The organism is Phenylobacterium sp. (genome assembly GCF_041916435.1).
Classification (GTDB): Bacteria; Pseudomonadota; Alphaproteobacteria; order Caulobacterales; family Caulobacteraceae; genus Phenylobacterium.
In genome coordinates this window covers 577,886-598,906 of the sequence record NZ_JAYRZM010000002.1, presented here as the reverse complement: position 1 = coordinate 598,906, position 21,021 = coordinate 577,886, and the positions used below count along the sequence as shown (strand labels likewise).

Sequence of the window (21,021 nt, the reverse complement as noted above, 5' to 3'; positions counted from 1 at the left end):
GCCAGCCGCCTTAGGCGGAGCGATAGACCCCTTGCCTCAGCGAACTACTGGAGCATCCAACTGATACTCGCACCCACCATGCGCGGCGGAGCCCAGTAGCCGATGCTCTGCGGTTCAGTCGCACCGAACGGGCTGGAGGCGCCCGGGTATGTCAGCCGCGCCGTCCGGTAATGCTCGTCGAACAGGTTGCTGACGAAGGCGGTCGCCCGGTATGGCCCTCGCGAAAGTGAGGCGCGCAGATCGACGGTGACGTAAGCCGGTTCACGATTGCCGGCGGACAGCCGGGTTTCCCCAGGCTCAAAGAAGAACGAGGACGTGTAGGCCGCGCTCCCCCTCACCTGCAGGGCCAGGTCATCTCCCAGGTCACGGTCGTACTGGACACTGGCGTTGAGCGTAGTCTTTGGCGAGCGCACCATGGCCGTGCCAGAGAAGTCCACGCCAGGCCCGAACACGTACCGATCATATCGCGCGTCGAGATAGGCGTAGCCCAGGTTCACCAGCCAGCCCGCTCCGGGCCGGGCCGTCACTTCCACCTCGGTGCCCTTGATCGTGCTGGCCGCGGCGTTGGAGATGACATTGGAGGCCCCGCCCCCGGGGATCGCCACCAGGCGCTGCACCTGAAGGTTCTTGTAGTCGTTGTAGAAAAGCGAGCCGTTCAGGACGAGCGCGCCGCCCAGCCAGCGCGTCTTGGCGCCGAGCTCATAGTAGCTGACTTCCTCGGGATCGAAGATGCGGGCTGCGAGCGTCGGATCGGTGACAGCCCACTGGAACCCGCCGCTCTTGTAGCCATGGCTAGCGGTGACGAAGACCATCACGTCGTGCGTCGGCTTCCAGTCGATCGTCAGGCGAGGATCCGTGGAGGTCCAGGTGCGATCAAGCGGGACCGCGAAGGGCTGCGCAAGGACCGGAAGGCCGGCATGGTCGGTCGCGCCAGTGTAGAGGCCCTCCTTGTGGTCCCTGGAGTACCTGAGGCCTGCCGTGACGCTGACGGTGTCGGTCACACGTACCGTGGCCTGGCCGTACACGGCAGCGCCATCCACATCGCGGTCCAGCGTCGCGTCGTTGGTCACGGATTCGAGGCCCGCCAGGCCGCTGAAGCGGCCCACCAGCACCGGCAGGCTGTCCGCGCCCCACACAAACCGATCTGTCCGCACGGCCTCGTCCCGGTAGACATAGACGCCGGCAAGCCAGTCGAGCCGGCCGCCAAAAGACCAGCGCGCAGCCGGATCGGACACGATCCTCAGCTCCTGGGAGAGTTCCCGGGATCGTTCGAACGTCACCTGCTCCAGCACTGAAAGCGGCGTCGAGTCCACGTCGGCGTCCTCGAACAAGCGGGAGCGGCGATAGGCGCTGATGGAAGTCACCGTGGCGTCGTCACCCTTCCATTCCGCACGGAGAGAAACCTGGTCGATGTTGCGGCGGACCGGTGAGTCGAGGTTGTAGGCTTCGGACAACCGGTCGCGGGTGAGTTGGGGCAAGCCGACGAGCGGACTGCGCAGGAACACGTCGGGTCCCTCGGACTCGCCCTGCTGTCCCGGCGACCGGTCTCGCAGGATGTCGGCCGTGAGCACCGCGCTGAGACGATCGCTCGGTGCGAACCGAAGCTTGCCGCGCACCCCAAGCTGGTCGAGTCCCAGCGCACCCTTTCCAGTGACGGTGTTCACGACATATCCGTCACGCTTTACGTAGAAGGCGGATATCCGGCCGTCGAGCTTGCCTGGAACCAGGGCTCCATTCAGATAGCCCTTAGCGTTGTAGGCCCCGTAGTCGCCTCCCCCCACCTCGAGGTTCGCAGCGATCTCGCTGGTGGGGTCCGCGGTAACGACCGAGATGGCGCCGCCGATCGTGTTGCGCCCATAGAGCGTGCCCTGCGGCCCTTTCAGAACCTCGATCCGGTCAATGTCAGCGATGTTCGACAACGATCCCGAAGCACGTCCGACATAGACGTCGTCGAGAAAGACACCGACCGAGGGGTCGGATCCTATGTCGATCTGGCGGGTGCCGATGCCGCGCATATAGATCTGCGGCTTGCTGGGCGCGAAGGCTCCCACGTTCAGGCCGGGCGTCAGCCTCGCCAGCTGGTCGACCTGTGTCAGGCCGGCGGCCCGGATCGCCTTGCCGTCGAAGGCTTGCATCGTCACCGGGACGTCCTGCAGCCGCTCGCTGCGGCGCTGCGCAGTGACCACGACCTCTTCGACCTGGCCAGCCACCGGGTCCTCCGCGCGGGCCGATGTGGCGCACATCAAGGTCGAAAGCGCCAGAAGGCTGGCGCCGCTCAGAGTCTTGGCAGTCATGGTTTCCCCGTGAAAACAAGTTGGGTCGACGCCGCCGGCGACGGCGTCGTGGTTGCTGGTTCGGATTGCGTGGTGGCCGCTTGGGCGCGTCGGCGCCCAGGCTTCAGCCGGCGTCAGGACGAGGCTGAGGAGATCGGCCCAGCGCGCTGGCAGGCATTTGGATTCATCCAGGTTTCCTCCCGCGGCTCGCTTCAGGATCAGGCCGCGATTTGCGTTTCAGTTGTTGCTTCAAGAGCGCGAGGAGGCTCGCCTCGCGCCCACCGGGCGAGCGGCGGTGTCAGGTCGGGATCGGCTTCCAAAAAATGGACCCGGTGCGCCGGGCCCTGGCCGCTGCGCCGTGGTCGTCTGCCACCGCGGCGTAGAGACGGTCCCGGCGGCCGTTCATCGCAGGCGCGTAGCAGCGCCGGCAGAACTCCTGGGTCTCGACGATGCGCCCGCCATGATCGACCCGGAAGATCCTGGCGGACCCCGCATCGGCGAACCACAGGCTGTCGGCCGACGCGGCGCAGCTGCCGTCCGGCCAGGTCCCCGAAACCGGCGCCACGACCCGCGCACCGGTCGCGAGCTCGAAGATCGACACCCGCTCGCCGAAGGTCTCCGGCACATAGAGCCGCCGCTCGTCGAGCGACAGGCTGATCCCGTTGGGAAACCGGATGTCGTCTTCGAACAGCACCTCCTGCCTCAGGTCCGGCGCGACCTGGATGATGTTGCCAGAAGGACGTGGCTCCTCGGCCCGCAGTTCCGAGCCGATGGTTGCGACATAGGCGACGCCGTCGCGGCTGACGCACAGTCCATTCGGCCGCAGGCGGGCCAAGCGGGAAACGTCCGCATAGGTCGAGGACGAGGCCCCCTGCGCAGCGATTGCGACCACGCGGCGGCCCTGCACATCCACGACGAGCAGGGTCTCGTCAGGGAGCCACCCCAGCCCGCCTGGCGTGAAGTCGAGCGCGATGCGCCGCATCTCGCGCCCTTCCTCATCCACGGCCAAGATCTGGTTCGCGCCCGCGTCGATGAACCAGAGGAGGTCCGCCCGCCACCTGGGCTCCTCGGGAAAGGCAAGGCCCCCCACGAGCAGCTCTGCAGGTCCGCCAACATGAATTGCTGCGTCGGTCATGGCGCACGCAGGGCGTTCAGGACAAAGGCGGTCGTGGTGTAGTGGCCGACCAGGACCAAAAGCTCGAGGATCAGCTCGACGCTGAAGAGCGTCGCAAGTCGGTCCCAAAGCCGGTCATCGACCGTGGATGACCGGTGAAGGGCGTCCGCCAGGTCGACCACCGCGTCCCACCTTGGGTCGGGCCAGGCCTCAGCGCCGCCGTTCTTCCAGCTCGCGAGCATTGCCTCAGGAAGCCCGGCCGCAATCGCCGCCGGGCCGTGGCTGCGCCACTCGTAGTCGCAGCCGGTGTTGTGGGCGACGCGCAGGATCGCCAGCTCGCGGAGATCGGACGGCAGCTCGCCGTTCGTGAGCAGCTCCGAGCCCAAGGCGAGCCAACGCCGATAAAGCCGGGGATGATTGGCGATCAGCCGCTGGCCGACCGAGGGCGGAGCGCCGTAGTGGCGAGCGACCCCCGCAAAGAGGCTCGCGAGGGGATCGTCGACGATGTCTGGGGAAACCGGGGCGATCCGAGGTCCCGCTGTGCCCAGGGCCTCCGCGGTCACGATGCACCGCCCTGGAGTTGCTCGACCAGGGTGAGCCGGTCGTAAATCACGTGCTGGTCGACGACGCGGCCGTCCACGATCCGGTATCGCGCCACATAGGGACCCGACACCCGGACGCCTGTCGGCGCGAGCGTTTGGCCGCCCGGCAAGGCCAGCGGGCCGGAGTGGAGGCCGGACATGATCGCGAAGTCCACGATCTCGTCGCCGTCGACGAAGCGGCGGGTGGTCTCCACCTCGTTGTCGCTGAAGGCGTTCAGCCAGACGGTCTCGGCGACGACCCGGGCGGCCTTGCCGCTAAGCTCGACGCCGGGGGCCCGGTAGGAGACATCCTCGGCCCAGTAGCGCGCGATACCGTCGAGGTCGGACAGGCGGAACGCGGCGTGCATGGCGTCGACCACTTCGGCGGGGGTCGGGACGGGATCGGTCATGGAAAGCTCCGGGTGCAAGGACGCGCTGGTGCGCGGAAAGAGGGGATCGCGCCTGACACAGGTCAGGACTTCTGTGGGGTGAGGGATGTCGGATAGCGGTCGCCCACGATGGCGTCGGCGGGCGCGGCCCGGTCGATCTCGGCCAGATCATCAGCGCCCAGCGAAACACTGAGCGCACCGACGTTTTCCTCAAGCCGCTCTATCCGGCGGGTGCCCGGGATCGGCACAACGTGCGCACCGCGCGCCAGGACCCAGGCCAGGGCGAGTTGGGCCACGGTGCAGCCCTTCTGCGCCGCGATGGCGGCGAGGCGATCCACGACGGACAGGTTCTGTTCGAGGGCGCCCGGCTGGAAGCGCGGCAGGATCGTGCGGAAATCCGCGCCCCGGAAGTCTTCCGGCGACCTGTAGGCCGCGGTCAGCAGGCCCCGGCCCAGCGGCGAAAACGGTACGAACAGCGCTCCAAGGTCGGCGCAGGCGTCGACTACCGCCTCCACGTCGGCGCCACGGGTCGACAGCGAATATTCGCTCTGGACCGCGGCGACCGGATGGACGGCATGGGCTTGGCGCAGTTCATCGACCGTCACCTCGGAGAGGCCGATGTGGCGGATCTTGCCGGCCTCTACCAGGCGGGAGAGCTCGCCGATGCTGTCCTCGATCGGCGTCACGCCATCCAGCCGATGAAGGTAGAAGAGGTCGATCGCCTCGATGCCCAGGCGCTGCAGCGACGCCTCGCAGGCGCTGCGGATATAGCCTGGACTGGTGTCGCGCCTCTGGTCTGCCGGCCTCTCGCCGCGCACGATCCCGCACTTGGTGGCGATCACCACCTTGTCCCGATTGGCGACGACGAAACCGCCGATGAGGCGTTCGTTCTCGCCGCGTCCGTACATGTCGGCGGTGTCGAGGAAATTGACGCCGAGTTCCAAGGCGCGCGCCAGCACCCGCTGGGCCTCGCCTGGATCGCTTGCCCCATAGAACTCCGACATGCCCATGCAGCCCAGGCCGAGGCGGGATACCGTGAGCGAAGTCTTGGACGTTGCGGTCTGCATGGGAGTCTCCTGGAAAGGCGTCAGGCCGTCACGGCCAGGACGATTTTGCCGACGACGGCGCCGGCCTCGAGATCACGGTGGGCCTGCGCCGCCTGGGCGAGGGGTACGGTGCGCGCAATGAGGGGGTGCAGGCGTCCGTCTGCCGCGTGGTCGAAGACCTCTCGCAGGTCGGACACGAAGCGCTGGCGCCGGCGGGCGTGCTCGATCGTGCTGACGTAGGAGACGACCCGCGGGCCGCCGAGGACGCGCATGGCCGCCAGTGAAAGGATGGTCGGCAGCAGGCCGAGCGCACGTTTGCGCCCGCGGGCGACGGCGCCGGCGACACCAAAAAGGATGATCTTGCCGTGGCGCTTCGCCATCCGACGCGAACGCCACAGGTGCGCGCCGCCGATGCCGTCGAGCGCGGCATCGGCGCCAGTGGATCCCAGGAGGCGCCGGACCTCGGCAGCGGCGTCCTTGCGGCTCGAGTCGACGGCCAGGGCGCCGTTCAGCCGGACCGCCTCGAGCTTGCGGGCCGAGGCCAGTCCGACAGCCTGGATCCCGAAGGCCCTGGCCAGGTCCAGGACTGCGGCGCCGACACCGCCCGCCGCGCTCGTGACCACCAGCGACTTTCCGCGCTCGAGGCCGCCGGCATGGCGGATCATCTGGATCGCGGCGCCGTAGTTGAGCACCAGCCCAACGGCGGCCGTGTCGTCCAGGGCGTCGGGAATGCGGATGAGCGCATCGGCCCGGGCGCAGACCGCTTCGGCGTAGCCGCCATATTCCACGAAGGCCGCGACGCGGTCGCCGATCGCCCAGTCGCGGACGCCCTCTCCCAGCGCCGCAATGCGACCCACGACGTCATAGCCAGGCGTGAAGGGGGGCCGGCGCGCCCCCGCAAGACCCTGGCGACGCAGAGTATCACCGAACGCCACCCCGGCTCGCGTCGTCGCGATCCGGACCTCCCCCGGACCGGGCTCAGGCGCCTGCCGATGCTCCAGGGCCAGCGCGTCGGCGCCGCCATAGGCCTTTACCACGATCGCGCGCATCGCCGTCAACCGGCCGCCAGATGCTCGACGAACCAGTCCGTCGCCACCGCCCCGGCGAGCTCGGCCCCCTCCCCCTCATAGACGGCGTAGTGGCCACCCGGCACCTCCAGCAGACGCTTCGGCGCCTGGGCGCGGCCGTAGGCCTCCCGGATCAGGTCCGGTGGCGTCCAGCGGTCTTCGGTCGCCAGGATCATCAGCAGAGGGCGAGGCGAAATCCGCTCCACCGACTTGGCGGGCGCGTGTTCAAGGATGGCCTCGAAGGAGCTCACAGCCACCTCGTTCACCCAGGCCGGCGCGACGGTGGCCTGCGCATGCAGGAGCCAATCATAGGTCTCCTGGTCGACCTGCATGGCTGGCCCCTGCCCAGGCGGCAGCGCATTGGGGATGTAGACTTCCCCGCCCTCCCGCGCCCGCCGCACCCGCTCCTGAACGGCCAGTTGCTGGAAGGCTTCGAACTGCTCCGATGAGGTGACCTGCCGGGCGTTGGCATAGAGGTCCATGGCGCCGACCTGGCTCACCACCGCCTTCACGCGGGGATCGTAGGCGCCGACATGCAGCACATGGCCGCCGCTGAAACTCGTGCCCCAGAGTCCAAGCCGGTCGGCGTCGACCTCCTCTTGCAGGGACAACCATGTCAAGGCGCTCCGGTAGTCTTCCATCTGGTCGCGCGGGACGATCCTGTGGCGCGGCGCGCCTTCGCTGGCGCCGAAGCCGCGGTAGTCGAAAAGCAGCGCCGCGACCCCGGCCTCGGCGAAGCGACGTGCGAATTGCTCCAGGTACATCTCCTTCACCGCGCCCATGCCGTGGGCCATGGCCACGGCGGGGAGCGGGCCGCGCGCGCGCGCATCGCTTGGCAGGAAGAACCAGCCCGCGCAGGTCGCATCGGCGCTGGAAAAGGTGACGTCTCGGCGTTCGACGGCCATGCGGCGCGCTCCAGGTCAGGTGTGGGAAAGGTTCAGGCGAGGCGGCCCTGCGCGCGAAACCACGCGATCTCGTCGCGCAAGGTCTCGGCGACCGGACGGAAGGTCAGGCCCAGCTCGCGCTCGGACTTGGCTGGATCAAACCGGGTCCGCTCCGCCTCCCGAAGCATCAGGCGGACTGTGGCCAGGCTCAGCAGGGTGGGCTTGCCGGTCAGGCGCGCCATCGCCTCGCTGATCGTCGCGATCAGCAGGAGCAGGGCTGGGGGGAGTTTCCCCTTGGGCGCTGGAACCCCGGTGACCTGCTCATAGACCTTGAGCAGCTCGTCCATGGTCATGTGGCGGCCGGCCGCCAGGTAGCGCTCGCCCCGGCGGCCCCGTTCAGCCGCGGCGACCATGGCCCGCGCAACGTCCCGCGCGTCGACGACGGAGAAGGTGCCTGGGGCGATGCCCGGAAGCTTGCGGTTGACGAAATCGAGGGTGACCTGCCCCGCCGACGTCGGGCCGGCGTCCCCAGGGCCATGCATCCAGCCGGGGAGAACAAAGCTGATATCGAGGTCGAGATGAGCCTTCATCGCCTCGAAGGCGACCTCGTCCGCCAGGATCTTGCTTCGGTAGTAGTCGTCGGCCTTGGCGATCGGGCGCACCATGGTCTCATTGATGACGGCGCCGCGCGGTCCATCGAGGACCGCGATCGAGCTCGTCATGACTGCGCGGCGCACGCCCGCGTCGTAGGCGGCCGACAGGAGGTTTCGGGCGCCGTCGATATTGGTGGCCTGCAGCTCCTCCCAATGGTTGCCTCCGGTGTAGCTGTCCCGGAAATGCGCCGCGGTGTGGAACAGGACGTCCACGCCGGCGAGCGCCGCGGCGAAACCCGGCACCGCGAGCATGTCGCCTTCCACGATCTCCAGGCCCGACAGGCCCTGGAACTGCCGCTCCGCCTTGGCGCGTGACCTGGCCAGGGCCCTCACGCGGACGCCGCGTCCCAGCAGCTCGCGAACGAGGTTGTTGCCGAGCAAGCCGGTCGCGCCCGTCACAAAGACCGTACCTGCACCGTTCACCGCTCCACTCCCATAGCAATCGCTTTCTGGATTTCGATTGCTTCGCCACCTATTCGCTTGCGATCCGGATTGCAACTGCTATTTCACTTCCATGGCCACGCCACGGAAACGACTGACCCGCGAGGAAAGCCAGGCGCAGACCCGGGAACGGATCCTGGATGCGGCCCGGGCGGTGGTGGCGCGCAGCGGTTTTGCAGGGGCGTCGGTGCGCGATATCGCCGAGGAGGCCGGGTACACCCAGGGCGCGCTCTACTCGAACTTTTCCGGCAAGGAGCCGATCATGCTGGAGCTCCTGCGCCAGCATATGCGCGAGGAAGCGGAGCTTCTCCGCTCCATCGTGGAGGGTTCGGATGGCGCCTCGGCCCTCGCACGTCTCAGGGACTGGGCCGCGACACTGAACGCAGACGTGGACTGGTCGATGCTGGCGCTGGAGCTGCAGCTGCTGGCGCACCGGTCCCCGACGTTCGCTGCGGAGTACGAGGCGGTCCACGAGGCCCATGCCGAGGAGCTGGGGAGCATCGTCGCCGGGTTCTACCGTTCGCTCGGGCGCGAGCCCCAGCTGGACCCGCGCGAGCTGGCCGCAGGCTACATGGCGCTTGCGCACGGCCTCGCTTTGCAGCGACGCAAGGACAGCGAGGCTCCGGCGGGGCGGCTGATCATGACGTTCGTGGAAGCCCTGCTCGCCACCGCAAAGCCCGTTTGAACTAGTTTCGTTTCGGCGAAACGAGCGCCAGACTGAGGCGCGCGCGTCGAAGCCGCCCTCGTGCGTCGTGACACGAGATGATCGCGCTTGAAACGCGGGTGGCTGCAGCGGATAGGCCTCGATGCCCACTGGCCCAACCGGACCGACACCCAGGGTCGTACGCCTCCGGGCGCGAACTAACGCGGTTAGGAACTCATCGGCCGGAGCTCGTAGCCCCCCACGCCATCCCGCAATGCCTAGTACTGCATTCGGTACAGCATTCGCTCACGGAGCAAACCTTAAGCATTGGAATTTCTTATATTTCCACTCTTGCCCCGCCCAATCCATCATGGGCGCCACAGAGAGTCTGCGAGGCAACATCATGTTTTTATTTGGTATTTTTCTTCCGATCCGTCCAAACGAATTTGGGCCGACACATCAGCCTCGAACACATTTCTTCCTATTTATCAAATTATTGACTCCGACCTGAGGCGACATCGCCCACACGCCCCTGCACGCTGCGCTACGCCGTCATCTGGCGCGGTACTGCAATGTCGTACCGTCAGCAATGACGTTGTACTGCCGCCCACCACGCGGTCGACCACCGTTCGCACCCAATACAGAAACCGGTCACGCAATCGAGGCGCGGGGCCTCTGCTCGCCACCCACGCTTCGCGGGCGCGCGGCTTCGGCCGTCGAACCTATTCATGATCTGGTTGGTCGATCCGGCAAAAATGTCGGCGACACCCTCGCCACGCTGACAGCATCAGCCTGGGAGATCCTCGTTGTAGAGCGCGTTGATCAGTTGCGGCAGGGTCTCCGCTTTCCGCACCGCGGCCTGCAACTCGCCGAGCAATTCTTGTTCATCCCGCGGCGGCCCGGCCTCACCTGCGATGACCTCGTCGTCGCGCCAGTCATCCGGGTTGGCCGCAATCGAAGCGCATACTCGCTCCTTCAGGTCGACAAGCGACAAGGCGGGTTCTTCAACGATCTCCTGCGAGATCCGGTGCACCGATTGCTGTAGAAGGAACCGCAGAACCCGCTCCCAGAAACCGCGTGTGACGCCAAGGTCTTCCACGCGAACGATGCGCCAGCATCGGCCCGCACAGTCGGCCAACAGCATTCCCTGGCGCGAGCCATACTCTAGGTCCCATGAGGTGCAGGTCGAGAAGCCTTCCTCATCCAGAAAATAGTCGAGGCGTTCTCGTCCCGGCATCGCATGGCGGCCCACATCAGGGGCGAATGCGAGGACAGGAAACGCCAATGGCGTCGAGGTCATTTGTGTTGGTCTGATTGGGCTTTCACCGCCGCCGCCGGATGGCCTGCGGCGGTCACGGCGCCGACCTTGGACCAGGCCGGTGTGCCGTGCCAGTACCGCTCGGCGACATTGAACTGTGGCTTACCCTTGTAGGATCCGGTGATCCGCCCGTGAACTTCCGGGCTCGGCATCGGCTTGATGTTCCACGGCTGGTTCTTGATCGCGTCTGGAACCTGCTTCCCCCAGCCCTTCTGAGGGATCGCCCAATGATGTCCGTGCTGACCGGGCTCCAAGAAGCCTTTCTCGCCCATCCACGGGCGAACCTCCCTCTTCCAGCCGTAAGGCGCCTTCTTGGCCAAGTCCCTGGCCACGTAGAACCCACCCTTCGCGATTCCCTTTGCGATCGATTCAGCCAGGAACAGATCCGACGCCGCAAGCGCACCGTTCAGCGCCGCGCCTGCATAGTCGCCCTCCTGAAGATCCGCGACGGCCTCGCGCCCCGAACCCCAGACAGGGATGAGCGACTCCGCAAATCCAGGATGCCCGACCGAATTACGCGGCGCAGTCGTAGCCGCCTCCGCACGCCCCCTTTTCAGGCGCTCTTGGCGGATCATCTCATCGTAGCGCTCGCCATCAGGGTCTGGAACAGAGCGCGGCTCGCCGCGTGGCGTACTCGCCATCAACCACCTCACTATGCGGATTAGGGCATTGGACCGCGCCGAAGCGGCGACGCGCCCGGGCGCATGGCCTGCGCCGCTCATGATCCTGTCGCAAATAGCTACCGGCGGCGCACTCTGCGCATCGCCCCTGCTATGCGCGCCATTCCAATGGCGAAGCTGCCTCTCCGACGACCCGTTGAGCCATCGCAGCCGCTGACGGCGCGGTGCTCCGACACCGGATCAGTCCATCCCCAGGACGGCCGCCCGGCGCGGTCGGCCCGCGCCGCGGCTAGTTCTCCGCCGCCTGGTGGTGCAACTCCAGGCCCACGGCGCTGTTGCGGCAGAAGCCCTTCCAGGTCGCGCCCGGGCCGCCGGGGCTGACCGTGTCGTAGTCGGTGATCGCCGCCGGCCAGGCGCCCTCGCCGCCTTGCACCACGTCGGTGTCCAGATAGGCCGAACGGCTCTCGTCGCCCTTCGTCTCCCGATCGAGGAAGGCGGTGATGAAGTGCTGGTCGACGCCCATGATGCGGTCCTTGCGCCAGACCGAGTCCTCGAACCAATGGAAGTCGAACAGCCGCTCGCGCATCTGCGGCGGCGCGGCGCTCATGCCGATGCTGTGGCCGGCGTTCTGATAGACCAGCAGATAGCGGTCGCTGCGCCTCGCCTGGTCGTAGACCGGGCGGACTCCGTCGGAAAAGCCCACGGTGGCGTCGTGGTCGCCGCCGATGACCATCAACGGCGCGGTGATCCCCGACAGCCCCTTGGCGCCCCAGGCGCCGAACCGCACCCCCGCCGGCGAGATCGCCACCACCGCCTTCAGCCCCTTGATCGCCAGCTCGCCCTGCCGGGCCCCGCCCTGGGCGTAAGGCAGGAGCGCGCCGCCGGGCACGGCGCGCACCAGGGCGCCCTGCGGGTCCAGGCCGCCGCCGGCGACGATCAGCACCCCGTAGCCGCCCATGGAATAGCCGATCAGGGCCACGCGGGACGGATCGGCGCTCGCCAGCCCCGGCGCGCCGGCCCCGGCCCGCGCCTGCAGGGTCTGGGCGACGAAGGCGATGTCCAGGGGGCGGCGCAGCATCGGCTCGGCGAACTTGGTGCGGTCGGAAATGTCCGGGTCGTTGTGGTGGATGGCCGCGACCACATAGCCCTTGGAGGCCAGGTTCTCCCCCAGCCAGCTCATCGCCTCCGGCGTGTTGCTGTAGCCGTGGGACAGGATCACCAGGGGAAATGATCCCTTGGCCTCGGCGGCGTCGCGCACAGCGATCCCCGGCACGGTGAAGGCCGCCGGCCCGCGGGGCGGCTGGCCCGGCAGCGCGCCCGCATAGGTCACCGCCTTGGCGTCCTTGGCCGGAACCGCCGGGTACCAGATCTCCACCGGCAGCACCCGGTCCTTCACGGCGCCCGGCGCGCCCAGGACGTCGACCTGGCCCGGCTGCGTCAGGGTGATGGAGCGCACCCCCACGCCATAGGGCCCAAGGCGCGCCAGCTCCGGCGCGTCGACGCTCGGGCGGCTCGGGGCGCTCTCCCCGGCCTGGGCGGCGGTAGAAAGAGCCAGGCTCAGGACGAGGGCGGACAAGACGCGGATCATGGACGGGACTCGGGGCGGCGGGGCGAAGCTCGCGCGTCATAGCCGCCGATTGTCGCGGTTGTGCGAAGCCGGCCCGCCGGCTGCGACGCCGCGAACGCCTTTGAAGTTTCGCCCGCGGGCGCTAAGCACCGCACCTGCACGATCGCCCGACAGGAGACCGGTCTTGGACGAAGACTTCCGCCGCGCCGCTTTGAGCTACCACCAGAATCCGCGCCCGGGGAAACTGTCGGTGGAGCCTACCAAGGCCATGGCCACCCAGCGCGACCTGGCGCTGGCCTATTCGCCGGGCGTCGCCGCCGCCTGCGAGGCGATCGTCGACGATCCGCTGACCGCGTCGGACTACACCGCGCGCGGCAACCTGGTGGCGGTGATCACCAACGGCACGGCGGTCCTGGGCCTGGGCGCCATCGGCCCGCTCGCCGCCAAGCCGGTGATGGAGGGCAAGGCGGTGCTCTTCAAGAAGTTCGCCGGCATCGACGTCTTCGACATCGAGGTCGACCAGACCGACCCCGACAAGTTCGTCGAGATCGTCGCCGCGCTCGAGCCCACCTTCGGCGGGATCAACCTGGAGGACATCAAGGCCCCCGAGTGCTTCGAGATCGAACGTCGCCTGCGCGCCAAGATGAACGTGCCGGTGTTCCATGACGACCAGCATGGCACCGCCATCGTCTGCGCCGCGGCCGTGCGCAACGGCCTGCTGTTGCAGGGCAAATCGCTGGAGAGCGTCAAGCTGGTGACCTCCGGCGCGGGCGCGGCGGCCATGGCCTGCGTCGAGCTGCTGGTGCGCATGGGGGTCAAGGCCGAGAACGTCACCCTCACCGACATCGACGGCGTGGTCCACGCCGGCCGGCCGAACCTGCCGGCGCACATGGCGCCCTACGCCCGCGAGACCAACGCGCGCAGCCTGCCCGACGTCTTGCCTGGCGCCGACGTGTTCCTGGGCCTGTCGGCGCCGCGGGTGCTGAAGCCCGAATGGGTGCCGCTGATGGCGGACAAGCCGCTGATCATGGCCCTGGCCAATCCCGAGCCGGAGATCCTGCCCGAACAGGTGGCCGCCGTCCGCTCCGACGCCATCGTCGCCACCGGCCGCTCGGACTATCCGAACCAGGTCAACAACGTCCTGTGCTTTCCCTTCGTGTTCCGCGGCGCGCTCGACGTGGGCGCCAGCGAGATCAACGAGGAGATGAAGATCGCCGCGGCCGAGGCCATCGCCGATCTCGCCCGCGTGGAGGTCTCCGAGGAGGTGGCCGCCGCCTATACCGACGCCGCCGCCAACTTCGGCGTGACCTACATCATCCCCAAGCCGTTCGACCCGCGCCTGATCCTGGAGATCGCCCCGGCGGTGGCCAAGGCGGCGATGGACTCGGGCGTCGCCACTCGGCCGATCGCCGACTTCGAAGCCTACCGCCGTGAACTGGAGCGCTACGTCTACCGCTCCGGCCAGCTCATGCGCCCGGTGTTCGCCCAGGCCCGGCGCGAGATGCGGCGCGTGGCCTACGCCGAGGGCGAGGACCCGCGGGTGCTGCGCGCCGTGCAGACGGTGGTCGACGAGGGGCTGGCCCGCCCGGTGCTGGTGGGCCGGCGCGCCGCGATCGAGGAACAGGTGCGCGCGCTCGGCCTGCGCCTGGCCGTGGGCCGCGACGTGGAGGTGTTCGACGCGGCCGCCGATCCCGAGGCGACGGACGCCCTGGCCCAGGCCTACGCCCGGCTGGTGGAGCGCCGCGGCGTGCCCCACGCCGGCGCGGTGCGCCGGGTGACGAACCGGCCGACCGTGGCCGCCGCCATGCTGCTCAGCCAGGGCCGCGTCGACGGCGCGCTGGTGGGCGGCGGCGGCGACTGGTGGGAGCATTGCACCTACGCCCTGCCGATCATCCGCCCGCGTCCGGGCGTGAACCGCATCTACGGGCTTTCGGCGCTGATCCTGCCGCGCGGCACGGTGTTCATCTGCGACACCCACGTCAACGTGGACCCCACGCCCGAACAGATCACCGAGGCGGCGATCCTGGCGGCCGAGGCGGTGCGCAACTTCGGCCTGACGCCGGCGGCGGCCCTGCTCTCCCACTCCAGCTTCGGCTCGTCCAACTCGCCCTCGGCGCGGAAGATGCGCCAGGCCCTGGCGATGATCCACGCGCGCGACCCCGGCCTGGTGGTCGACGGCGAGATGCACGCCGACGCGGCTCTCAGCCGCGCGGTGCGCGCCCGCTATGTGGCCGAGAGCCCGCTGACCGGGACCGCGAACCTGCTGATCATGCCCAGCCTGGACGCGGCCAACATCGCGCTCACCCTGCTCAGCGCCGCCACCGACGCCCTGCAGGTGGGCCCGCTGCTGCTTGGCCTGGAAAAGCCGCTGCACGTGCTGCAGCCCACGGTCACCGCCCGCGGAATCGTCAACATGACCGCCCTGGTGGCCTCCGAACGGGCGCGCAACGGCTCGGCCGCCTGAGCCCGACCGGAGATCACGACGAGTTCATTGCCGCCGGGCGCCGTCCCCGGTCATAGAGCCGGAAGCTGCGAACCCCTCTCAGGAGTGCTCCCATGGCCGAAGCCACGGTCGTCATCGGCGAGACCCGCTACGCCGCCTCGATCATCACCGGCGCGCACGCCCTGCGCGCCGACGAGCCCGCCGCCGCCGGCGGAGCCGATGCGGGCCCGGCGCCCTACGACCTGCTGCTGGCGAGCCTGGGCGCCTGCACCGCCATCACCCTGAAGATGTACGCCGAGAAGAAGGGCTGGTCGCTGCGCGGCCTGCGGGTCGACCTGCGCTTCCGCCACGGCGAACCGCGCGGCCGGGTCGAGCGCGTCCTGACCCTCGACGGCGACCTCGACGAGACCCAGGCCGCGCGCCTGGCCGAGGTGGCCGAGCGCACGCCCGTCACCCTGACCCTGAAGGCCGGCGTCGACATCCGCACGCGCCTGGCGCCCGGCGAAGGCCACGCCCAGGCCCTGCTGGACGAAGCCCTCGACGAGTCCTTCCCGGCCAGCGACCCGCCCAGCATCACCCGGCCCCACGACCTGGACGACGAACGTTGACCAAGGTCGCCCTGGTCACCGGCGCCGGCAGCGGCATCGGCCGCGCCGCCGCCCTGGCGCTGCACAAGGCCGGCTACGCCGTGGCGCTCGCCGGCCGTCGCGCCGAGGCCCTGGCCGAGACCGCCGCCCTGGCCGAAGGCGGCGCCGAGCGGCTGCTCGAAGTTTCGGCGAACGTGGCCGAGGCGGCCCAGGTGGAGGCCCTGTTCGCGGCCGTGCGCGAGCGCTTCGGCCGGCTGGACGTCCTGTTCAACAACGCCGGAACCGGCGCCCCGCCCGTTCCGCTGGAGGACCTGTCGGTGGAGGCCTGGAAGCGGGTTGTCGACGTCAACCTCACCGGCGCGTTCCTCTGCACCCAGGCGGCGTTCCGCATCATGAAGGACCAGGATCCGCGCGGCGGGCGGATCATCAACAACGGCTCGATCTCGGCGCACAGCCCGCGCCCGCGCTCGGTCGCCTACACCGCCACCAAGCACGCGATCACCGGCCTCACCAAGTCGACCTCGCTGGACGGGCGCGCCTACGACATCGCCTGCGGCCAGATCGACATCGGCAACGCCGCCACGCCGATGACCAAGGCCATGGCCGCCGGCGTGCCCCAGGCCGACGGACGGATGGTCCCCGAGCCGGTGATGGACGTGGCCGCCGTCGCCGACGCGGTGGTCTTCATGGCCGGCCTGCCGCTGGAGGCCAATGTCCAGTTCATGACCGTGATGGCCACGAAGATGCCGTTCATCGGCCGCGGCTGACGCCCGCCGGGTCGACAGTCACGTCTCCGTCACGCTACCCCTGGGCCAAGGCGCGGGCCGGCGAGTCCGCATTGGTTGTGCGGGGGGAGGCCCAGTCTTGAAATCCATCATCGTCGCGTTCGGCGCCTGCCTGCTCGCTTCCCCGGTCCTGGCCCAGTCGGCGCCGCAGCCCCTGCCCATGCCGGCGCCCATCGCCGCGCCGAAGGACACGCCCTATCCCGGAACCCTGAAGCTCTTCGTCGACGCCACCGACCTGGAGCACCGCATCTTCCAGGTGCGCGAGACCGTGCCGGTGGCCGGCCCGGGCCCGATCACCCTGCTCTATCCGGAATGGCTGCCGGGCAACCACTCACCGCGCGGGCCGATCAAGGACCTGGCGGGCCTGATCGTCACGGCCGGCGGCCAGCGGCTGGAGTGGACCCGCGATCCGGTCAACGTGTTCGCCTTCCACATCGACGTGCCGGACGGCGTCAAGGAACTCGACCTTCAGTTCCAGTTCCTCTCGCCGACGGCGACGAACCAGGGCCGCGTGGTGATGACGCCGGAGATGCTGAACCTGCAGTGGAACGCGGTGGCGCTCTATCCGGCCGGCCACTTCACGCGCCAGATCACGGTCGAGCCCAGCGTGCGCCTGCCGGCCGGCTGGTCGTTCGGCACGGGGCTGGAGACCGCCTCGACCAGCGACGGCGTGACCGCCTTCAAGCCGGTGTCCTTCGAGACCCTGGTGGACTCGCCGATGTTCGCCGGCCGCTGGTTCAAGCGCATCGACCTGGATCCGGGCGGCCGCTCGCCGGTGAACATCAACATCGTCGCCGACGGCCCCGAGAACCTGGACATCAGCGCCAAGGAGATCGCGGCCCACCGCGCCCTCGTCGTCCAGGCCGACAAGCTCTATGGCGCGCGGCACTACGACCACTACGACTTCCTCCTGGCGCTGACCGACCGGATGGGCGGCATCGGCCTGGAGCACCACCGCTCCAGCGAGAACGGAACCGAGCCCGGCTACTTCACCGACTGGGACAAGATGGCGCCCGAGCGCGACCTGTTGCCCCACGAGTACACCCACTCCTGGAACGGCAAGTTCCGCCGGCCGGCCGACCTTTGGACGCCGACCTACGCCACGCCGATGCGCGACAGCCTGCTGTGGGTCTACGAGGGCCAGACCCAGTACTGGGGCTATGTGCTGGCGGCGCGCGCGGGCCTGCTCACCCGCCAGGAGACGCTCGACGCCATCGCCCTGACGGCGGCGGCCTACGACACCCGCGTCGGCCGCTCCTGGCGCGCCCTGGAGGACACCACCAACGATCCGATCATCGCCCAGCGCAAGCCGATCGGCTGGGTGAGCTGGCAGCGCAGCGAGGACTACTATTCGGAGGGCCAGCTCATCTGGCTCGACGCCGACACCCTGATCCGCGAGAAGACCGGCGGCAAGCGCTCGCTCGACGACTTCGCCAGGGCGTTCTTCGGCGTCGACGACGGCGACTGGGGCGTGAAGACCTACCAGTTCAAGGACGTCGTCGAGGCGCTGAACGCCATCGTCCCCTATGACTGGGAAGGCTTCCTGAAGACGCGGCTGGACGGCCACGGCCCCGGCGCGCCGCTGGACGGGCTGGCGCGCGGCGGCTACCGGCTGGTCTACACCGACGAGCCCACTGGCTACTTCCGCGACCGCGAGGCGCTGCGCAAGCTCACCGACCTGACCTATTCCGTCGGCATGGCCCTGGCCAGCGACGGCCACCTGCGCGCTGTGCAGTGGGAGGGGCCGGCCTACAAGGCGGGCCTGGCGGTGGGCGACCAGATCGTGGCGGTCGACGGCCTGACCTACAGCGCCGAGCGCCTGAAGACCGCGATCAAGGGGGCCAAGGGCCCCGCCGCGCCCATCCAGCTCATCATCAAATCGGACGACCACTACCGGGTGGTCGAGGTCGCCTACCACGACGGCCTGCGCTACCCGCGCCTGGAGCGCATCGACGGGACCCGCGACCGCCTCGGCGAGATCCTGACGGCGAGGAAGTAATCTTTTCAGTCAGGTAGCGAAGATGCTCCCCCTCTGGGGGAGCTGGCCCGAAGGGCCTGAGGGGGACTGCAACCTGCCGGCTGTAGGGAAACGCTAGGCGCGACTCCGCCGACTACGCTCCCCGCGATCTTTGAGGGGCTAAAGTCCCCCTCAGTCGCTCCGCGACAGCTCCCCCAGAGGGGGAGCATCTTTGAGCTCGGCCAGCGCCTCTACGCCGCCAGGCCCTGCAGGCGGGCGGCCCAGTCGCGGACCTTCTCGGGGCCGCCGAGCAATTGGCGGTCCTGGCCGATCCGCTTGAACCAGTAGTGCAGGCCCAGGAGGTCGGTGATGCCGATGCCGCCGTGCACCTCGGTCGCCGTCCTCGCCACGAAGCGGCCGATCTCCGACAGGTGCGCCTTGGCGTGGGCCGCGGTCAGCGAAGCCTCGGCCGGCAGCGCGTCGAAGGCGTAGGCGGCGTACCAGACCAGCGCGCGGGCCGGCTCGATCTCGGCCGCCATCTCGGCGCACAGGTGCTTGACCGCCTGGAACGAGCCGATCACCCGGCCGAACTGCTTGCGCTCCTTGGCGTAGGCCACAGCCTTCTCCAGCATGGCGTCGGCCGCGCCGAGCGCGTCGGCGGCCAGCATCGTCCAGCCGGCGTCGCGCATCGCCTCCAGCGCCCCCGGCCCCGTCAGCGGCTCGGCCGGCGCGTCGTCCAGCACCAGTTCGCCGATGCGCCGCGTCAGGTCGATGGAGGGCAGGTTCTCGCAGGCGACGCCGCCCGCGCCGGCCTCCACCAGATTGAGGCCGCCGGCCCTGTCGGCGACGATGAAAAGGTCCGCCCCGGGCCCGTCGAGCACGAACATCGAGCGGCCCGACAGGCGCCCGCCGCTCGCGCTCACGCCCGCGCCATCGCGCGCCCCGGCGATCGGCTCGCTGATCGCCACGCCGGCCACGACCTCGCCGGCCGCGAGCTTCGGCAGCCACCTGGCCTTCTGCGCCTCGCTTCCGCCACGCATCAGCGCAAGCGGCGCCAGCACCGCCGAGCCCAGGAACGGCGCGGGAGCCACGGCGCGGCCCAGGGCCTCGGCCGCCAGGGCCGCCTCCATCAGGCCAAGGCCGAGCCCGCCATGTTCCTCGGGGATCATCAGGCCGGGCAGGCCCATGTCCGCCAGGCCGGCCCACACGTCGGCGGCCACCATCTCCTCGTCCGCCGCGAACCGGCGGGCGCGCTCCAGCGGCGCCAGGGCCTCCAGCGCGCGCGTGACGCTTTCCTGCAAGAGCTTCTGGTCTTCGCTCAATCCGAACCGCATGGCCGCCCCCTACTTCGCCTTGGCGCTCGGCTCGCGCGGCATGCCGAGGCCGCGCTCCGAGATGATGTTCTTCTGGATCTGGGCGGTGCCGCCGCCGATGATCAGGCCCAGGTCGAACATGTAGTTCCACTGCCAGGAGCCCTTGGCGCGCAGGTGCGGCCCGTCGCCATAGAGGATCCCCAGTTCGCCCAGGGCGTCGATGGCCATGGCCGCCAACTGGTGGTTCAGCTCGCAGCCCAGCAGCTTGACGATCATCGCCGCCAGGCCAGCCGCCTCGCCGGTGATCTGCGAGGTCAGCACCCGCAGGCCGTTGAACTTCATCGCCAGCACGCGGGCCTGGAGCTGCATCACCCGGTCGCGCAGCACCGGATTGTCGATCAGCCGCTGGCCATCGACGGTCTCGGTGCTCATCAGCTCGATGATCGCCTTCAGCCGGCTCTCGGCGGCGTTGGGATCGCCCAGCATGCCGCGCTCATGCTTCAGGGTGGCGTTGGCTACGAACCAGCCGCGCCCGCGCCCGCCCACCACCGCGCTCTGCGGCACGCGCACCTCAGTGAAGAAGACCTCGTTGAACTCGGCGCCGCCGGTCATGGTCTTCAGCGGCCGCACTTCGATGCCCGGCGTGGTCATCGGGAACAGGATGTAGCTGATGCCCTCGTGCTTGGCCGCGTCCGGCTCGGTGCGCACCAGGCAGAAGATCATGTCCGCCGCATGGGCCGTGGAGGTCCAGATCTTCTGGCCGGAGATCAGGAAGTCCTCGCCGTCCTCCACCGCCTTGGTCTGCAGCGAGGCCAGGTCCGAGCCCGAGCCCGGCTCCGAATAGCCCTGGCACCAGACGATGTCGCCGCGCAGGGTGGGCGCGATCCAGCGCGTCTTCTGCTCCTCGCTGCCCACTTCCAGCAGGGTCGGCACGAGCATGGAGATGCCCTGGCCAGAGAGGCCGCGCGGCGCGCCGGCCTCGATGAAGGTCTCGGCGATGATCCGCGACTTCAGGATGTCGGGCTCGGCGCCGTAGCCGCCGTATGCCTTCGGGATGGTCCGCGCCGCGTAGCCGTGCTCGATCAGGAGCTTCTGCCAGGCCTTGGCCGCCTCGCGCGGCCGTTCGGCCGCCACCACCGCCTGCCAGGCGTCGCGGTGGCTTTCCAGGAAGTCGCGCACCTCGGCGCGGAAGGCTTCCATCTGCGGCGTCAGCTTCAGGTCCATGGGCTCCTCCGGCCGGGTCTGGCGTCCGGCTGCGCGCAAACCAAGCCCAAAGCCCCCCGCCGCGCAACGGCGCCCCGACGTCAGCCTCACGGGTTTTCTCGCACGGTGCGGAAGGG

The 21,021-nt window shown here is 69.2% G+C and carries 18 protein-coding genes; 5 read left to right on the top strand and 13 right to left on the bottom strand.

What is annotated here, in order from left to right; genetic code table 11:
* Window positions 1-44: 44 nt before the first annotated feature.
* From ACE3TA_RS07660 to ACE3TA_RS07625, 8 genes are all read right to left on the bottom strand, one after another.
* Entirely contained in the window at window positions 45-2,294 is a 2,250-nt protein-coding gene (locus ACE3TA_RS07660; protein ID WP_374572185.1) for a TonB-dependent receptor, read from the bottom strand.
* A 277-nt stretch (window positions 2,295-2,571) separates the two neighbouring features.
* Window positions 2,572-3,408: an SMP-30/gluconolactonase/LRE family protein gene (locus tag ACE3TA_RS07655; RefSeq protein WP_374572183.1), complete on the bottom strand. Its 837-nt coding sequence runs from the start codon at window positions 3,406-3,408 to the stop codon at window positions 2,572-2,574.
* Window positions 3,405-3,950 (bottom strand): carboxymuconolactone decarboxylase family protein, encoded by a 546-nt coding sequence (locus ACE3TA_RS07650; RefSeq protein ID WP_374572181.1) that lies wholly within the window; start codon window positions 3,948-3,950, stop codon window positions 3,405-3,407. The genes ACE3TA_RS07655 and ACE3TA_RS07650 overlap by 4 nt, the downstream gene beginning before the upstream one ends.
* Window positions 3,947-4,378, bottom strand: a complete 432-nt coding sequence (locus ACE3TA_RS07645) for an ester cyclase (protein WP_374572179.1) — start codon at window positions 4,376-4,378, stop codon at window positions 3,947-3,949. Before ACE3TA_RS07645 ends, ACE3TA_RS07650 begins: the two co-directional genes overlap by 4 nt.
* A 62-nt stretch (window positions 4,379-4,440) precedes the next feature.
* On the bottom strand, window positions 4,441-5,424 hold the full coding sequence (locus ACE3TA_RS07640) for an aldo/keto reductase (protein ID WP_374572177.1): 984 nt from the start codon (window positions 5,422-5,424) through the stop codon (window positions 4,441-4,443).
* A gap of 20 nt (window positions 5,425-5,444) precedes the next feature.
* Window positions 5,445-6,452 carry a zinc-binding dehydrogenase gene (locus ACE3TA_RS07635; protein ID WP_374572175.1) on the bottom strand — a complete coding sequence of 336 codons (1,008 nt, stop codon included), beginning with the start codon at window positions 6,450-6,452 and terminating at the stop codon, window positions 5,445-5,447.
* Window positions 6,453-6,457: 5 nt separating this feature from the next.
* Window positions 6,458-7,375 carry an alpha/beta hydrolase gene (locus tag ACE3TA_RS07630; protein WP_374572173.1) on the bottom strand — a complete coding sequence of 306 codons (918 nt, stop codon included), beginning with the start codon at window positions 7,373-7,375 and terminating at the stop codon, window positions 6,458-6,460.
* A 32-nt stretch (window positions 7,376-7,407) separates the two neighbouring features.
* Window positions 7,408-8,430: an SDR family oxidoreductase gene (locus tag ACE3TA_RS07625; protein WP_374572171.1), complete on the bottom strand. Its 1,023-nt coding sequence runs from the start codon at window positions 8,428-8,430 to the stop codon at window positions 7,408-7,410.
* Between the two features lie 91 nt (window positions 8,431-8,521).
* Here ACE3TA_RS07625 and ACE3TA_RS07620 point away from each other — a divergent pair, with 91 nt between their 5' ends.
* Entirely contained in the window at window positions 8,522-9,133 is a 612-nt protein-coding gene (locus ACE3TA_RS07620) for a TetR/AcrR family transcriptional regulator (RefSeq protein ID WP_374572169.1), read from the top strand.
* A 745-nt stretch (window positions 9,134-9,878) separates the two neighbouring features.
* On the opposite strand, the gene ACE3TA_RS07615 is transcribed toward ACE3TA_RS07620, so the two are convergent.
* The 3 genes from ACE3TA_RS07615 to ACE3TA_RS07605 form a co-directional block, all read right to left on the bottom strand.
* Window positions 9,879-10,391: a hypothetical protein gene (locus tag ACE3TA_RS07615; protein WP_374572167.1), complete on the bottom strand. Its 513-nt coding sequence runs from the start codon at window positions 10,389-10,391 to the stop codon at window positions 9,879-9,881.
* On the bottom strand, window positions 10,388-11,050 hold the full coding sequence (locus ACE3TA_RS07610; RefSeq protein WP_374572165.1) for a hypothetical protein: 663 nt from the start codon (window positions 11,048-11,050) through the stop codon (window positions 10,388-10,390). The genes ACE3TA_RS07615 and ACE3TA_RS07610 overlap by 4 nt, the downstream gene beginning before the upstream one ends.
* 268 nt (window positions 11,051-11,318) lie before the next feature.
* Window positions 11,319-12,605: an alpha/beta hydrolase family protein gene (locus ACE3TA_RS07605; RefSeq protein WP_374572163.1), complete on the bottom strand. Its 1,287-nt coding sequence runs from the start codon at window positions 12,603-12,605 to the stop codon at window positions 11,319-11,321.
* 175 nt (window positions 12,606-12,780) lie between these two features.
* Here ACE3TA_RS07605 and ACE3TA_RS07600 point away from each other — a divergent pair, with 175 nt between their 5' ends.
* The 4 genes from ACE3TA_RS07600 (at window position 12,781) to ACE3TA_RS07585 (ending at window position 18,410) form a co-directional block, all read left to right on the top strand.
* Window positions 12,781-15,060 (top strand): NADP-dependent malic enzyme, encoded by a 2,280-nt coding sequence (locus ACE3TA_RS07600; protein ID WP_374572161.1) that lies wholly within the window; start codon window positions 12,781-12,783, stop codon window positions 15,058-15,060.
* A gap of 92 nt (window positions 15,061-15,152) precedes the next feature.
* Window positions 15,153-15,647, top strand: coding sequence for an OsmC family protein (locus ACE3TA_RS07595; protein WP_374572159.1), 495 nt, complete (start codon window positions 15,153-15,155; stop codon window positions 15,645-15,647).
* A complete protein-coding gene (locus tag ACE3TA_RS07590; RefSeq protein ID WP_374572157.1) occupies window positions 15,644-16,393 on the top strand; it encodes an SDR family oxidoreductase in 750 nt (249 codons plus the stop codon). Before ACE3TA_RS07595 ends, ACE3TA_RS07590 begins: the two co-directional genes overlap by 4 nt.
* Before the next feature lie 97 nt (window positions 16,394-16,490).
* The gene (locus tag ACE3TA_RS07585; RefSeq protein ID WP_374572155.1) at window positions 16,491-18,410 is read left to right on the top strand and encodes a M61 family metallopeptidase; all 1,920 of its coding nucleotides are present in this window, start codon (window positions 16,491-16,493) and stop codon (window positions 18,408-18,410) included.
* Window positions 18,411-18,619: 209 nt separating this feature from the next.
* Here ACE3TA_RS07585 and ACE3TA_RS07580 read toward each other — a convergent pair whose 3' ends face one another.
* Both ACE3TA_RS07580 and ACE3TA_RS07575 read right to left on the bottom strand, forming a co-directional pair.
* Entirely contained in the window at window positions 18,620-19,702 is a 1,083-nt protein-coding gene (locus ACE3TA_RS07580) for an acyl-CoA dehydrogenase family protein (RefSeq protein ID WP_374572153.1), read from the bottom strand.
* A 9-nt stretch (window positions 19,703-19,711) separates the two neighbouring features.
* Window positions 19,712-20,905, bottom strand: coding sequence for an acyl-CoA dehydrogenase family protein (locus tag ACE3TA_RS07575; RefSeq protein WP_374572151.1), 1,194 nt, complete (start codon window positions 20,903-20,905; stop codon window positions 19,712-19,714).
* Between the last annotated feature and the right edge of the window lie 116 nt (window positions 20,906-21,021).